The following is a 13,964-nucleotide window of genomic DNA, read 5'->3' as shown; positions in this document are numbered from 1 at the left end:
CTATTTATTTCTAAGATTGAAGATATTGTGTTCTAACCTGATCAGGAAACTCTTATCCATATTACGTGCCATATCTCCGAACAGCTGTGTGCGGTAGGAAAGGTCCAGCCGCGTAGTGCTGTTAAAGATGAACTGGATTGCCGGGGCCACATCCACATAATAACCTGCCCGGTATTGATCGATATTGGATTTACCAAGGAATTCCACGTAAAGGTTCAGGTTCGTTTGCTCATAGCTCTTGTACTTCACCGGCAATAACAGGTACCCGGCAGAAAGACTGTAATTCACCATACTGCGGGAGACGTTGGATGGCAACTCGTTCTTGAGATTCTTCATATGGCGGTTGTACCCTACGATACCGGAAATAGCGAGTTTGTGAATGAGCTGCGTAGCAATGATACCAGCCCCTGCACCGGAAGTCATTCCTTCAAGGTCCAGTTCTTCATTCTCATAGTTCCTGCCACTATGGTCGTGCCCGGCATTTAGTACCGGGTAATATGGATTATCGATCAGGGAACCTTTTGCATAGGCAGCCATCCTGAAATGGGAATGGAGGTCGTCTTTGGAGAGAAAGCGGTACTTGGCGTAAAAACTTCCTCCTTCAAAACGGATATCTTCCTGCATGTTATTGGAAAAGTATCCTATCCCATGCACCATCAGGTCCTTAGAGATACCGAACATTACTTCCGGTTCAAAGCGCATACCGGTATGGCCTTCGAACTTCATGTTGAAGAACTTATTGGTGAGGCGGATGCCCATGGAATTGGCAGGCATATTACTGGCAGGCTCTGTATTCACATACAGTTCCTGTGCCTGCGCAACCAGGTTGATGCTGACGAATGCCAGCAGTATTATATATTTCTTCATGGAAGGCAGGGTTAAATGGTTACGTGATACACTCTTTTACCTGCAACTCCACTTTCAGGCTTGCAGCAGCTTTCCATGATACCGGTTTTATAACAGCTCATTTTAGTCTGGGTGCTATATTGCTTAAACGCTTTGCCGGACACGAAATCCTTATCGATCACGGTAATGTCCTTATCTCCCTGCAAGGTTTGAGGTTTTACGTTCATGAAGTGCAGTGTTTGACCGGCAAAAGGAATGTGCGTATCGTTTTCCACTTTAATCTTATCGAAGTTAGCAGTAACGATCAGTTTGGCTACTGAGAAACCGGCGCCTTCCACTTTTCCCTTGATCTGATCGAGGTTCACATTGCTGTTGGGTTTGAAATACAGAATGAAGGTAGTGTTGTTCAGATCGGTATCGATCTTGTCTATAAAGGGTAATGTTTTCAGTGCTTTGAAAGTAGCGTTGGAACACATGGCGCAGGTAAGACCGGCAGCCTGTAAAGATGCTTTCTTATATTGAGCGGATGCGGTGAATTGTACACCTATCAGCGCGAGGGCTATGAGTATTGTTTTCATGATGGTTGTATTAAATGAAATGATTAAATAAATACCTGTTAGACGGGTATTTATATCAGATCAGGAAAATACAGTTGCTCATGTAGAGTGGTGTAGATGGGGTGATGGGTGGACCATGCGCCCGGGGAGTTAAGATCACTGTTTCAGCAACAGGTGCCAGCCATATGGGTTGCATAACAGCCGGAAGCAGGGAAACAGTGGCGGAAAGCTCCACAAAGGCTTTTGCTGCCTGGTGGGAGTTATCCAGCTTCACGAATTTGGCTTCGTCCTTACAGCAATCCCCTTTCACGTCCATGCCGCATTTCGGGCAGGCATCGCTATGGGTGTCGTGTAGATCTACGGCAGCCAGCTCACCCATGCAATAGTGCATATTTACCGTGAACCCGCTGGTTATCAGCGTGTACAGAACGGCAAAACATATGGTGAGCAGTTTCTTCACGGGGTAAAGTTACGATATTTTGCTGAGTTTCATGTCCATGATGGGTGCCCAGTCCTTTCCATTCTCCGAACCTTCCCAGGTGCCGGTGATCACATTTCCCCCTTCGCTGAAGGAAAAGGTGCCGCGTACTGTTTCCCCGGTGAAGGTCCAGGCGCCCTTGTGTTCTGTGGCCTGGAGTACAGTGGTATTTCCGTCATTATCATAGGAACGCATGGGATATTTACCGGTGGCGGCATCGTAACTAAACATTTCGAGGCCTATTTTTTTCTGGCTGCCCATGAACACATCTACCTTGTGCATGATGAAGTGGCCGCCGGGGAACCATTCATAAATATCGGTACCCGTAATTTTTTCACCGGTCCTCATCTGCCCCTCTGTTTTCCAGGTGCCAATGAAAGGCTGTAGTTTCTGAATTGGTGTCATTTTTCCAGGATATTTTTCAGCGTTACGAGTCCTTCATCCAGGTCTTTTGCCAGCATCTTCTCCAGGTTCATGAACAGGAGCATCAGGTTCATAGGGTACTTCATCTTACCGTTAAAGACCCATATTACCCTGGTTTGCTGTTCTCCTACTGCAACAGTGGCAATGGAGGCATAAGATATTCCTTCAAAAGGACGGATAAAACGCAGTTCATAATCTATCTTCTCTCCTTCTGCCATTTTAATGACCTCCTGTTCTCCTTTTCCTACCTGCTTATTTGTACTGTCCCATGCAGATACAAAACCGACAGTACCATCTGTTCCCGTGTATTCCTTTTTCATGTTGGGATCTATCATTGACCATTTGACAAAGTTATCGTGGTTACGAAGCAGCCGCAGATAGTCGTACACCAATGCTTTGGGCTTGTTGATAACAATAGCCTGTTCAATGGTGTATTCCTTTTTGATGAACAGTGCAATGATCAGTAACAGCAGGATGATGCCGATGAGGATAGTGAAGGCCGTGATAAGGATGCTCATTTATTTGGTGGTTTTATAAGGAGGTTATCCCGGAAATTACTGCTTTTTTGGCAATTTTAGTGCTTTCTCCAGTTGTGAAATCACTTCCTGCTGAGCGGCCAGTTTTTTATTCAGTTCTATTACATACAATGTGAGTTCTTCTATTTTCTGCATTTGCTTCTGCTGCATATCTCCGATGTCCATTCCTTTTTCTGCGATCTCACCTGCTGAAGGAATACCGGGTAAATGTTTATGGGTTTTGATATGGGTTTCTACGGACTGCAATGTGGGCAGAATGTAGTGGTCTTCAAACACGAAATCTGCCCAGGCCTCCTGGGTTACTTTTACTTTGTGAGATGCGATGGTGCCGTTGACGATTAATTTATAATTTGGGTCATTGTGCGTGGTGCCAATTCCTACGTTGCCGTTTTCGTTTACACGGAACAGTTCCGTCCAGTTACTACCGCTATCGAAACGCCTTACGCGGAAAATGTTCCTGTTGGCATCCGGGATACCTCCTGCCCTGAGGTCTATTGACTGGCCCCAGAAAGCTCTCCAGTAATAGAATTCACCATTGTTGCTCATTAATCCGTTTGCTCCTAATAAGCTGGTGTTGGGATCATTAATATTAGGATCAGGCACTCCCTGTGAAGTATATGCATTAAGCGGGCCGTCCGTAGCCATGATGCCGCCACCGCCTACTACGTGTAATCTGTGCGTGGGGGTTTGTGTTCCTATTCCGAGATGACCATTTGCCATCAGGCGCATCTTTACTGATGGAATGCCCTGGTCTGCTGTCGCAAATACTAACTCACCAGATGCGTGGTAAGTGACATCATGAGGCATAATAGCTCCTATGTATGCAACGCCTGTATTACCTGGTGTACGGGGCGACATCCAGGAAATACTTCCCACAGAACCCGCCAATAATGATCCTGTACTTAAAATAAGATGAGATTGTGAATTGGTAACCTGATTAATATTAAATATCTCCAGCACCTTGTTATTTCCTCCATGGTAATAGGAACTGGGCGTTCCTGTTCCAATCCCTGCATTTCCTGTGCCTGTAATTCTTAAACCGACGATCTGAGCACTTTCATTGAAGATATCAAAGTTCCCATAGCCATTTATATTGTCGGCATTCCCAAAACGCCAGACAGGGCCACTATTCACTGTCTGATCCAGGAGGCCATAGGCAGGGCTTCCCAAATTTCCTTTGATCCTAAAAGCAGCGGTGTTCTGAAATTCTACGGTTTTAGTTGTTGTTGCGCCTTCTGTGGTAACTTCTTCCAAAGTTTGTGCAAATGTTACCTGGGAGATCAGGCACAAGAGTATAAGGATTCTTTTCATTGGGTTAATTATTTTATAGCCCCAATGTAGTAATTTAATGCTGTTTTTACACCTCCATTGAAGAATCCCATCACATTTTCCGCTGTACTTATCACATTTGGTTCAGACCTATGCTTTTAATGGTCATATTTATCCTATGAAACGTATCCTCTTCCTTTTCCTGCTTACCTGGAGCGCCGCAACGGCACAGCACATTCCGGCAGAAATAGATACCCTTATGGCTGCTTATAAAGACTTTCGCGGTACGGTACTCGTTGCCCGCGGAGGAACCGTTCTGCTAAAGAAAGGTTATGGCAACCAGGAGAATACGATCTACCAGATCGCTTCCGTTACTAAAACATTTACGGCTACTGCGATCTTAAAACTTGCGGAAAGAGGCAGGTTATCGTTAGAGGATAAACTGAGTAAATACTATCCTGATTATCCCAGGGGAGATAGTATTACTATCCGGCACCTGTTAACACATACTTCCGGCATCTATAATTATACCATGAACCGTGAGTTCATGGAAACAGCAGCCGGACAGCCGGCTACAGAGGAACAAATGCTGGCGCTCTTCAAAGACAAATCCCTTGATTTTTCACCCGGTACCAGCTGGAACTATAGTAATTCCGGGTATATGCTGTTAGGCTATATCATTCAGAAGGTAACTGGTATGACTTACGAACAGGCCTTAAGAAAATATCTTTTCGAGCCTGATGGCATGCATGATTCCGGTTTTGATTTTGTGCGGCTGAATGCTCCCTTAAAAGCATCCAGTGATTTTCCATCGGTAGATCCATCCGTATCTTTTGCAGCAGGTTCTATCTATTCCACCGTGGGTGACCTCTACAAATGGCACCAATCACTACAAACGCAAACAAGCATGATGGAACCAGCCTATATTCCCTTCAAAGGGAATTATGGTTATGGCTGGATCATTGATACCGTTTACGGGCATAAGGTGGTATCACATAGCGGCGGCATCTGGGGCTTCAGAAGCAATTTTGCCAGGGTACCTTCAGACAATATCTGCATTGTAATGCTGAGCAATACAGAAACCCCGCTTTTAGAAACGATGACGCGTAAGATATTCGCCATACTTTATCATCAGCCATATCAGCTACCCGGCAAAAAGAAAGAAATTATATTGAATACCACGGTTCTTCAAAAGTATGTGGGTACTTATGAAGCCAAAGAACGTGGCCTTGTGGTAGAGGTAAGGCTTGAAGATGGAAAGCTGATAGCGGCCCCACACAGAGGGCCACAGTCTGTACTTTGCGCCGTTGACGAAACGCATTTCTTCCTGGAAGGCCAGGAAGACTTTGAAGTGATATTTGCAGCAGGAGAAAAGCTGATCATCAACAACAATGGGAAAACCGTCATTGCGCTGAAGATCAATTAACCTTCCGTTCCATTATTGCTTTGATGGTATCCAGGTCTTTCTGTACGTTTCCCATATCCTTTTTAAATTCTTCATCCGTCATACCGGGCAACCTGAACAGTGTGAATACTATTTCGCAGGCATCGTCATGTTCAATAACACGAATGGGAATGTATACTTCCTTTTCACCTGGTTTTGCACGTACATAATGGTCCACTATCCGGAATTTATTCTTTTCCACAAAGCGTACCCTGGCCTCCCCGTTATTGATCTGCCATACATTCGCCGTGTTTGTTCTCTGTATGGATGTGCATAAGCCGGCTGCCCATTGCGGAAGGTTTTCAGCATTAGCCATGTATGCATATACATCATCTGCACTGCGGTTGATGGAGATACTGAGATTTAATACAAGAAGAAGCGTTTTCATTTTTTCTCACAAATGTAGGCTTAGATGCCGTTCCTGTTTTTGGAAAAACCCGACAAAATCGCAGGGGTCTGACCGGTGTATTTTTTTATCTCATGTGTAAGATGCGCGTGGTCGTAATAGCCATTCCGGAAAGCGATGGTTTCAAAGCTGTCCTTTGCTTTGTTGTGTTTTATCTGGTCCATCATGGAACGGAAGCGGATGATATTTGAAAATGCTTTGGGACCGATACCGGTGTATTGTTTGAAATTCCTTTCCAGCTGACGTTCTGTGACGAAATGCTTTTTTGCAAGCGTACTTATTTTCGTATTGCCTTTTTGGGCAATGATATCTGTGATGATGGGAAGTAATGCGTGCGTTGTTTTCTTTTGTTTGTCAAGAAAATATTGATCCAGGTTGGTTATGCTTAGCAATGACCTGTCAAATTCAATGCATTGGTTGCTGGCTTCCTGTAAAGGATGATCAAAGAACAAAGCAAAAGCGCCGGGTTTAAAACGGATCCCCAGGAGGTTGGTCTCTGCTGTGCTGACGGTGTCGGAAAAACGCGTCATGGTACCAATGAGGTATACATGGTCCGGGGCAAGGATGGTGTTATCGCTGGTGATGGGAGAACCGAAATTACAGATGAGGTCAACACAACCATCCGGGAGAATACGGCTGGCGGCCTGGCCGGATCTAACCGTCCAGTATGCATCGATGTATGGATGCAGGGCCGGGTGTGGTTTGTATTGCTGATAGCTCATAGCTATTCAAAGGTAGGGATACTTTAATTATCCTGTTTCAGCCATCCTGTAATGCTCAGCCTTGGTTTGTTCGTTACCAATACCTCATGTTCCATTTCATTACTCCTGAAGAACACGGTTTTCCCATTTACAGGACTTATCTGCTGATCGCCCTCTGCACGTGTAATAGATAATTGCCCGCCATCTTCTTCCACCCAATCAACATTCAGGTACATGATCATGGAGAACTGCCGGCTTTCATTATTACGGAACTGATCCAGGTGTTTTTTGTAAAAGCTGCCTTCTTCGTACAGGGTGTAGTGGAATTCATATCCTGTGATGCCTGTATAACATTCCCTGTTGAGATACAATATAAAAGCGTCCATCAGATCGAAGAATTCATTTTCCCAGGGGTTATTATGCTTCCTGTCAAGCCAGTAGATCACATCACTGCGCACTAATTTGTCTTTTAGCACCAGCTCCTTGTTACCGGTTCCGGCAGCAAGCATACTATTTCCTTCGTATAGGGTATTCAAATTGTCTTTCAGGTGACCTGCCAGCCGGTCGCTCAAAAAATGTTCTGCTATGCCTACTTTACTTTCTATAAAACTATTGATAAGTGTATCAAAGATCTGTTGCAATAAGGGTGGATTATCTGCTAAAGGTAGCTTTTATTAAGGGGAATTATAACTATTCAAAGGTAAACGATCTGTGAGGCTTGTTCAACTGTTGTACCTGTATCCTGTATTCTGCAGGCAGCAGCATATTCCGCAGCAGGTCCTGCATATTAAATGTTCCACTCAATTTATACAGGTAAAGCACCGGTAATAATGATCCTGCGTTATCCAGGGAAAGCAGGTCTTTTACTGTTTCGGGCACCAGCAATGCCTGTACCTGTTTTAACAATCTGTATCGTATTTCACCTAAATGTTCGCGATATTTTCCGAAAAGATCTTTTGTAAGATCACTGAACCGGAGATCCTGCTTTAGGTGAGTTTCCCGCATTAGTTCCCATTCACTGTAGCTGGCCGGCAGGTCTTTCAGTTCCATGCGCACACCCACCTTATAAAAAGTACTAAAAACTTCCGTCCTTTCATTCAGGGTCAGCTTGCGCTCCAGCAATTCATAAGCACGAATGGAATAATCGATGAGCATGAATAATACATCCCTGTATGCCCAATCGGGTATTTTCATATCACGGGAAGTTTCCACCTGCCGGTGAATGGCAGTGATCTGATCTATGGCAGTAAAGGCCTTTTCTTCTGTTGCAAAAACGATACGTTGTGCATAAGTAACTGTAGAGAACAATCTTTTCAGTGGGTCCGCGGGCAACTTACCAGTAAAGTAAAGCCAGTCCACTGCCTTATTCAGGGCAAACTCCGCAGCAGCTCCTGCAAAAACAAAGAGTATCGTATCTGCCTTCCCCCAGATCTCCCTTACAATACTATCTTCTTTTACGAACTGCTCCATTATTAGCTTCACTTTGCACTACAAAGTAAGCATAAAAACCAATACCAGGCAAATATTTATCTGGCGGTGCGAAGGGTTCTTCTTTCATTCACCATGATCTGTACCAGCACAGCAATCAGCAGAAAATTGTATTCTACGCCGTTCCTTCCCCCTCCTACCACAAACCAACCTTCCCTGAAATGCACCATGATGATGCCCATAATTAAAACGGCAATCGTGGTAAGGCAGGCCAGGAGTATTTGTTTGTTCAGTAGCAGTAATACAGCGCATACAACATGCGATAGCTTTATTGCCCAGGCAAGTGCCAGTCCGAATGGTGCAAAACCTATCTCGTTCAGGTACAGGTTTCCAAAGGCATTGATGCCTCCGTCAAACATTCCGGGGATGCTATGTGTGAAAAGGATAATAGCTACGCTGATCCGTAACCATACAGTGAGGGTGCTGAACATACGATATTGCATTTATTGGGATAATTATACAATCCTTTACACAGCTAAAGATAGTTTTAATTAATGAACCACCAGCGCAAACCTACCCTGAGGGAGAAGTCGTTACTTGGGTACTGTGGTGCAAAGAAATTCTGATCCCATAAGAAAGTGTTCAGGTTCTCTGCCCGTACATAAGCGGTGAAGGATTTGATCCTGAAATGCACAAAGCCTGCAAGGTCTGGATACACTTCCCGTTTGATGGAGGTCTGGTATACGAACTGGCCGAACATGGGAGAATAATCATCGGTATAATAAGGTGTGTTATACTTTCCTTCAATACCTGTGAAGAGGTTCAGGTTCTTGAAGAGGCGGGCATTGTAACCAGCTCTTACACGGCCCCAGAAAGTGGGGAGTTGAATGGGCGCATTGCCTGCCAGTTGCTGGAAAGCCAGGTCTGCCAGGAAAGAGAAGCTGCGCACATCAAAACGTTTCTGTCCTACGATCTGTAAGAGATTGAACAAACCAGTGAACTGATCACTCTCCGAATAACTTTTAAAATAGGTGTATTTATTAAAAAGGTAGTAACTACCCACTATGCTATACTTCAGCTTCGGGTTATCTGAACGTACCTGTAACAGCGTGGTATTTTCTTTCTGTATGTTAGGGTTCCTGTACACCTTGTTGTGTTTGGGATCGGTAGCAAAGTAACGGTACACATAGGAAGGCTCCCTGTTCACATTTAAGCCCATCAGGGTAATGTTACCCAATGTACTATTAAGGTAACGGCGCAGGCTGGCGCTCACACTGTAATCGCCTGCATTTTCACCCAGCAGGTAAAACTCACCTTTGGCCGAAAGGTCCCATTTCTGGTTCTTTGTTTTATTCCGGTACTCTCCATGGATGCGGAGGTTCTGGAATGTGATGCTGGTACTATCAATAAACTCACCTATGATATTATCAAATCCTCCCCCTATCTTAATGAAGTGGGCCATATTACCGCGTATCGGGAACTGGATAAAGGAAAGGTCATTACTGAGGATGCGCCATTGATGCCGTGTTAATATGGTGTCTGTAAAACCAGTGGTGGCAGGAGGAGGGAATGCAAAACCGTAATTCTTCTTATAGAAAGTGGTATCTACATTCCTGTCTATATATTCGTAAGTATTCTGTGTATAAGTGAAGGTATGTTCTACGCGGAAAACGGGATCGAACTTGTATACATCCGTAGTATCGTTCACATGGATGGTATCACCCTTGCCCCAGTCGTACTGATGCCGGAACAGGAAACTGGCTTCCTGGTATGCATTCTTTACGGGTATATTGGTATTGAAAATAGTACTTGATGCAGGGTTGCTGCCACCCAGGTTGGTGGGGATCAGCCGAAGCTGTGTATTTTCAGGATTCTTCAGTTCCGCGATATCTGTGATCCCTCCGTTCTCACCACCGTTGATCTTATTCAGATAGTAGCTCATCAGGATGTGATACCGTTTGTTCTGGCTATTATAGTTCGCGGTTACTTTATAATTATCGTGGTTGGTGCTTTGGTTCCTGTAGTATCCCTGGGAATTTATTTTGCGGTAGGCAAAGGAGAAATTGAATTTCTCTCCGCGGTTCTGGGTATGCATCAGGTTGATCATTTGCTCCTGCTTGCTGCCGATAAGGTATCCCAGTTCTGAATAAGGTCTGTTGGTATTATAGAAACGGGCATTCTGGTGATTGAAGCCGTATACATCAAATGCATGAAAACCGGGGTCAAAGCCGGGTACCATTCTTGGGCTGAAGATCTGGTTGCGGGCTGCGCTTCCGTTATTGCCCAGGGTGGTATAGTTGGCCGGAACGTTGAGGTAGTTCAGGTTGAAATCGGTGATCGAGGAATCCAGCATGAAATCGGTAGGCTCATCCAGGTAGCGGAACCTGAGGGTAAGGGTATCAGGTTCATGATCATGTTTGGTAGTATCCCTTTGCATACGGGAATTGCCACCGCCTGCGCCGGTAGGAATACGGCCGGTATTGATCTGAGCCCGCAGGGCGGTGCCGGAACAAACCAGCAAAAGTAAAATAATGGTGAACTGCCTCATTCTGATGATTCGTATATGGCCCGCAATTCGCTACAATTGTTGAACCAATTCCCTGAAAATATATGTTAAATGTGGTTCTGCTGCTTTAGCGGCTGCCAGTACCTCTTCGTGTGTGATCACATTGTCTTCTTCCCGTATGCCCAGGTCCGTGATCACGCTCATGGCAAAAACCTTTAATCCGCTATGGATGGCCACGATCACTTCCGGTACGGTACTCATTCCAACGGCATCGCCTCCTATGATATGCATGAACTTATATTCGGCGCGGGTTTCAAAAGTAGGCCCCTGTACTCCCACATAAACGCCGGTATGTAAAGATATACCTTTAGCGGCAGCTATACTTTGGGCTTTGGCGACCAGGTTTTTGGCGTAAGGCTCGCTCATATCCGGGAACCGGGGTCCCAGGGTATCGTCGTTACGCCCTCTGAGCGGATGTTCCGGCTGCAGGTTGATGTGATCTGTGATGATCATCAGGTCCCCTACCCTGAAAGCTTTGTTCATTCCTCCTGCTGCATTGGAAATAAGGAGGGTGTGAATGCCCAGGGCTTTCATAACCCTTACGGGAAAGGTCACCTGCTGCATGCTGAGACCTTCATAATAATGGAAACGGCCTGCCATTGCAACTACAGGACGGCCATTCAGCCTGCCCAGGATGAGTTTACCGGAATGGCCTTCCACTGTGGCGGGTGGAAAATGAGGGATATCATTATAAGAGATCTCCGTTTTATCCGTTATCTCCCCGGCCAGGTTTCCCAGGCCGCTGCCCAGGATAATGCCCACCTGTGGCGCTTCCTTTGCATATTGCTGTATAAATGCGGTTGCTTCGTTGATCTGTGTGGGCATGGCAAAAATTTATGCCCGGCAAAGTTAATCCTATATTACATATGACGAGCTTCCCCCAAAGAATTCACCTTTCTAAAACATAAATTGCCTATTTTAGCGCCCAAATTTAAATACCGATGAATTTACACGAGTACCAGGCGAAAGAACTGTTGAAAAAATATAACGTACCGGTGCAGGAAGGTATCCCGGTAGATACTCCGGAAGCTGCTGCTGAGGCTTACAAGCAACTGAAAGTTCAGTTTGGCAACGAGTTTTCCGTAGTGAAAGCGCAAATCCACGCTGGTGGTCGTGGTAAAGGCAAAATTGTGGGAACAGAGCAACGTGGCGTAGCGGTAGGAAAGAATGCAGAAGATGTTAAGACCATAGCCGGCAATATCCTTGGCGGTACACTGGTAACCATACAAACAGGAGAAGCCGGTAAAGTGGTGAACAAAGTACTGGTAGCCCAGGACGTTTACTATCCCGGTCCCAATCCTATTAAGGAATTGTACCTCTCTATCCTGCTGGACAGGGCTAAAGGTACCAATGTGATCATGTATTCTACCGAAGGCGGTATGGATATTGAAGAAGTAGCACACAGTACACCAGAAAAGATCTTCAAAGAGTGGGTATACCCAGGCGGTAAACTGGAACCATTCCAGGCACGCAAGATCGCTTTCAACTTCGGTTTGAGCGGCGAAGCTTTCAAAAATATGGTGAAATTCGTGACCAACCTGTATAATGCATACGTTGGCCTGGATGCTGCCATGCTGGAGATCAACCCCCTGTTCAAAACCAGCGATGAAAAGATCATTGCGGTGGATTGCAAACTGAACCTGGACGATAACGCATTGCTCCGTCATCCTGACCTGGTAGCCCTGCGTGATACAACAGAAGAAGATGCTACCGAAGTAGAAGCCGGTAAACACAACCTGAACTTTGTGAAACTGGATGGTAACGTAGGTTGCATGGTAAACGGTGCCGGCCTGGCCATGGCTACCATGGATATGATCAAACTGAGCGGTGGTGAACCAGCTAACTTCCTGGACGTAGGCGGTTCTGCAAATGCACAAACCGTTGAAGCTGGTTTCCGCATCATCCTGAAAGATCCTAAAGTGAAAGCGATCCTCATCAACATCTTTGGTGGTATCGTTCGTTGCGACAGGGTGGCGCAGGGTGTTATTGATGCTTACCAGTCCATCGGCACCATCAACGTACCTATCATTGTACGTTTACAAGGCACCAATGCAGAAGAAGCTAAGAAACTTATCGAGGAGAGCGGCCTGAAAGTACAGTCTGCCATCCTGCTGAGTGAAGCAGCTGCACTGGTGAACAAAGCGGTAAACGCTTAATAAACCCAGAGATAATGTTTTGATAATAAGTGGCCAGCAAATATGCTGGCCATTTTTTTATGCCTTTCACCTATATTTGATAACCATAAAACCCAATTATATGTACCTCCGTATTCTAACCATTGCAGCATCCGCTACCGTTCTGTTAGCCTGTAATTCAGGTAAAAAAGGAAACACTACAGACAGTACGAATACCACCACTACCACCGAAAATACTACACCTGCTGCCCCCGAAGCAGCAACCCCGGTTGCCAAAGGCTTTGATCTGAATGCCATCCCCGTTTCTGATAAACCGCTGGGCGCATTCCCTTATTTTGAGCTGCCGGAAGGATATTACAATTTCAACAAGAACAAGATTGCTGATTATGATGTTGCCTACTTTTGGGTAAAAGATCATTTTGAAAAGCCGGAAGGGAAGATCTTCTATGACTACATCAGGGCTAAAGAAGGCAAATCCTACAGCGACCTGGAACTGACGAAGAACCTGGATGCCGTGATCACCGGAGCCGGCGGGGTGAAGGTTTCAGAAATGAAAGTACCACAAGACTCTGCCAGCGTTATTCCTGAAAATAACAGGTTAAAATATATGACGGGGTATGGATTTATCGCCAATGCCGTCACTACTACTTACCTGATCCGCAGGGCCGATAAGAACATCTGGGTACAATTCACCCCTTCAGACGATGGGTCTTCCATCTGTTGGATGGTGCTGGAAACCAAAGCCCTGAAGATCACCGCTTCCCTTACCAAAGCGGAAGAAATGAAATCGGAGCTGGACAGCAAAGGGCACATTGCGCTCTATATTAATTTTGATACGGATAAAGCGAATATCAAAGCTGAATCCCAGCCTACTATCGATGAGATCCAGAAACTGCTGAGCACCAATGCAGGTTTAAAAGTAGCCATAGAAGGACATACGGATAACAGCGGTACCGCTGCCCGTAACAAAAAACTTTCCGAAGAAAGAGCGCAGGCCGTAAAAGCCGCGCTCACAGCAAAAGGGATTGATGCCGGCCGTTTAACCGCAAAAGGAATCGGGCAGGACAAACCCATTGCAGATAATGCTTCAGAAGAAGGCAAAGCAAAGAACCGGCGAGTGGAGATTGTGAAAATCTAGTATCTTTGGTTTCCATCCTTCTTACTTAAAACATGCA

The 13,964-nt window shown here is 45.4% G+C and carries 16 protein-coding genes; 3 read left to right on the top strand and 13 right to left on the bottom strand.

Features of this window, described 5'->3' with window-relative positions:
* Genes BUR42_RS27905 through BUR42_RS27880 form a run of 6 tightly spaced genes read right to left on the bottom strand, consistent with a single transcriptional unit; the run spans position 1 to position 4,151 of the window.
* On the bottom strand, positions 1 to 867 hold the full coding sequence (locus BUR42_RS27905; protein WP_074242814.1) for a hypothetical protein: 867 nt from the start codon (positions 865 to 867) through the stop codon (positions 1 to 3).
* 11 nt (positions 868 to 878) lie between these two features.
* Positions 879 to 1,424 carry a heavy-metal-associated domain-containing protein gene (locus BUR42_RS27900; RefSeq protein WP_074242813.1) on the bottom strand — a complete coding sequence of 182 codons (546 nt, stop codon included), beginning with the start codon at positions 1,422 to 1,424 and terminating at the stop codon, positions 879 to 881.
* A 55-nt stretch (positions 1,425 to 1,479) separates the two neighbouring features.
* Complete coding sequence (locus tag BUR42_RS27895; protein WP_074242812.1) at positions 1,480 to 1,863, bottom strand: HYC_CC_PP family protein; 384 nt, start codon at positions 1,861 to 1,863, stop codon at positions 1,480 to 1,482.
* A 9-nt stretch (positions 1,864 to 1,872) separates the two neighbouring features.
* On the bottom strand, positions 1,873 to 2,286 hold the full coding sequence (locus tag BUR42_RS27890) for a DUF1579 family protein (RefSeq protein ID WP_084185865.1): 414 nt from the start codon (positions 2,284 to 2,286) through the stop codon (positions 1,873 to 1,875).
* Entirely contained in the window at positions 2,283 to 2,822 is a 540-nt protein-coding gene (locus tag BUR42_RS27885; RefSeq protein ID WP_074242811.1) for an SRPBCC family protein, read from the bottom strand. The genes BUR42_RS27890 and BUR42_RS27885 overlap by 4 nt, the downstream gene beginning before the upstream one ends.
* A gap of 36 nt (positions 2,823 to 2,858) precedes the next feature.
* A complete protein-coding gene (locus BUR42_RS27880; RefSeq protein WP_074242810.1) occupies positions 2,859 to 4,151 on the bottom strand; it encodes a hypothetical protein in 1,293 nt (430 codons plus the stop codon).
* A 136-nt stretch (positions 4,152 to 4,287) separates the two neighbouring features.
* Here BUR42_RS27880 and BUR42_RS27875 point away from each other — a divergent pair, with 136 nt between their 5' ends.
* Positions 4,288 to 5,535 (top strand): serine hydrolase domain-containing protein, encoded by a 1,248-nt coding sequence (locus BUR42_RS27875; protein ID WP_074242809.1) that lies wholly within the window; start codon positions 4,288 to 4,290, stop codon positions 5,533 to 5,535.
* On the opposite strand, the gene BUR42_RS27870 is transcribed toward BUR42_RS27875, so the two are convergent.
* From BUR42_RS27870 to BUR42_RS27840, 7 genes are read right to left on the bottom strand one after another with little or no spacing between them, the layout of a single operon-like run.
* The gene (locus tag BUR42_RS27870; protein WP_074242808.1) at positions 5,528 to 5,941 is read right to left on the bottom strand and encodes a hypothetical protein; all 414 of its coding nucleotides are present in this window, start codon (positions 5,939 to 5,941) and stop codon (positions 5,528 to 5,530) included. The genes BUR42_RS27875 and BUR42_RS27870 overlap by 8 nt on opposite strands.
* A 20-nt stretch (positions 5,942 to 5,961) precedes the next feature.
* Positions 5,962 to 6,681: a DUF6597 domain-containing transcriptional factor gene (locus BUR42_RS27865; protein WP_074242807.1), complete on the bottom strand. Its 720-nt coding sequence runs from the start codon at positions 6,679 to 6,681 to the stop codon at positions 5,962 to 5,964.
* Positions 6,682 to 6,704: 23 nt separating this feature from the next.
* The gene (locus BUR42_RS27860; protein ID WP_074242806.1) at positions 6,705 to 7,301 is read right to left on the bottom strand and encodes a 2OG-Fe(II) oxygenase; all 597 of its coding nucleotides are present in this window, start codon (positions 7,299 to 7,301) and stop codon (positions 6,705 to 6,707) included.
* 49 nt (positions 7,302 to 7,350) lie between these two features.
* Positions 7,351 to 8,130: an oxygenase MpaB family protein gene (locus tag BUR42_RS27855; RefSeq protein WP_074242805.1), complete on the bottom strand. Its 780-nt coding sequence runs from the start codon at positions 8,128 to 8,130 to the stop codon at positions 7,351 to 7,353.
* Between the two features lie 56 nt (positions 8,131 to 8,186).
* Positions 8,187 to 8,591, bottom strand: a complete 405-nt coding sequence (locus tag BUR42_RS27850) for a hypothetical protein (RefSeq protein WP_200798375.1) — start codon at positions 8,589 to 8,591, stop codon at positions 8,187 to 8,189.
* A gap of 44 nt (positions 8,592 to 8,635) precedes the next feature.
* The gene (locus tag BUR42_RS27845) at positions 8,636 to 10,636 is read right to left on the bottom strand and encodes a putative porin (protein ID WP_074242803.1); all 2,001 of its coding nucleotides are present in this window, start codon (positions 10,634 to 10,636) and stop codon (positions 8,636 to 8,638) included.
* Positions 10,637 to 10,666: 30 nt separating this feature from the next.
* Positions 10,667 to 11,479, bottom strand: coding sequence for a purine-nucleoside phosphorylase (locus BUR42_RS27840; RefSeq protein WP_074242802.1), 813 nt, complete (start codon positions 11,477 to 11,479; stop codon positions 10,667 to 10,669).
* Positions 11,480 to 11,595: 116 nt separating this feature from the next.
* Here BUR42_RS27840 and sucC point away from each other — a divergent pair, with 116 nt between their 5' ends.
* Both sucC and BUR42_RS27830 read left to right on the top strand, forming a co-directional pair.
* A complete protein-coding gene (sucC, locus tag BUR42_RS27835; protein ID WP_074242801.1) occupies positions 11,596 to 12,810 on the top strand; it encodes an ADP-forming succinate--CoA ligase subunit beta in 1,215 nt (404 codons plus the stop codon).
* Positions 12,811 to 12,910: 100 nt separating this feature from the next.
* The gene (locus BUR42_RS27830) at positions 12,911 to 13,927 is read left to right on the top strand and encodes an OmpA family protein (RefSeq protein ID WP_084185864.1); all 1,017 of its coding nucleotides are present in this window, start codon (positions 12,911 to 12,913) and stop codon (positions 13,925 to 13,927) included.
* The last annotated feature ends 37 nt before the right edge of the window (positions 13,928 to 13,964 follow it).

Source organism: Chitinophaga niabensis (assembly GCF_900129465.1).
Classification (GTDB): Bacteria; Bacteroidota; Bacteroidia; order Chitinophagales; family Chitinophagaceae; genus Chitinophaga; species Chitinophaga niabensis.
Note: the sequence above shows the minus strand (reverse complement) of the source record. Positions and strands in the feature narration are given on the sequence as shown.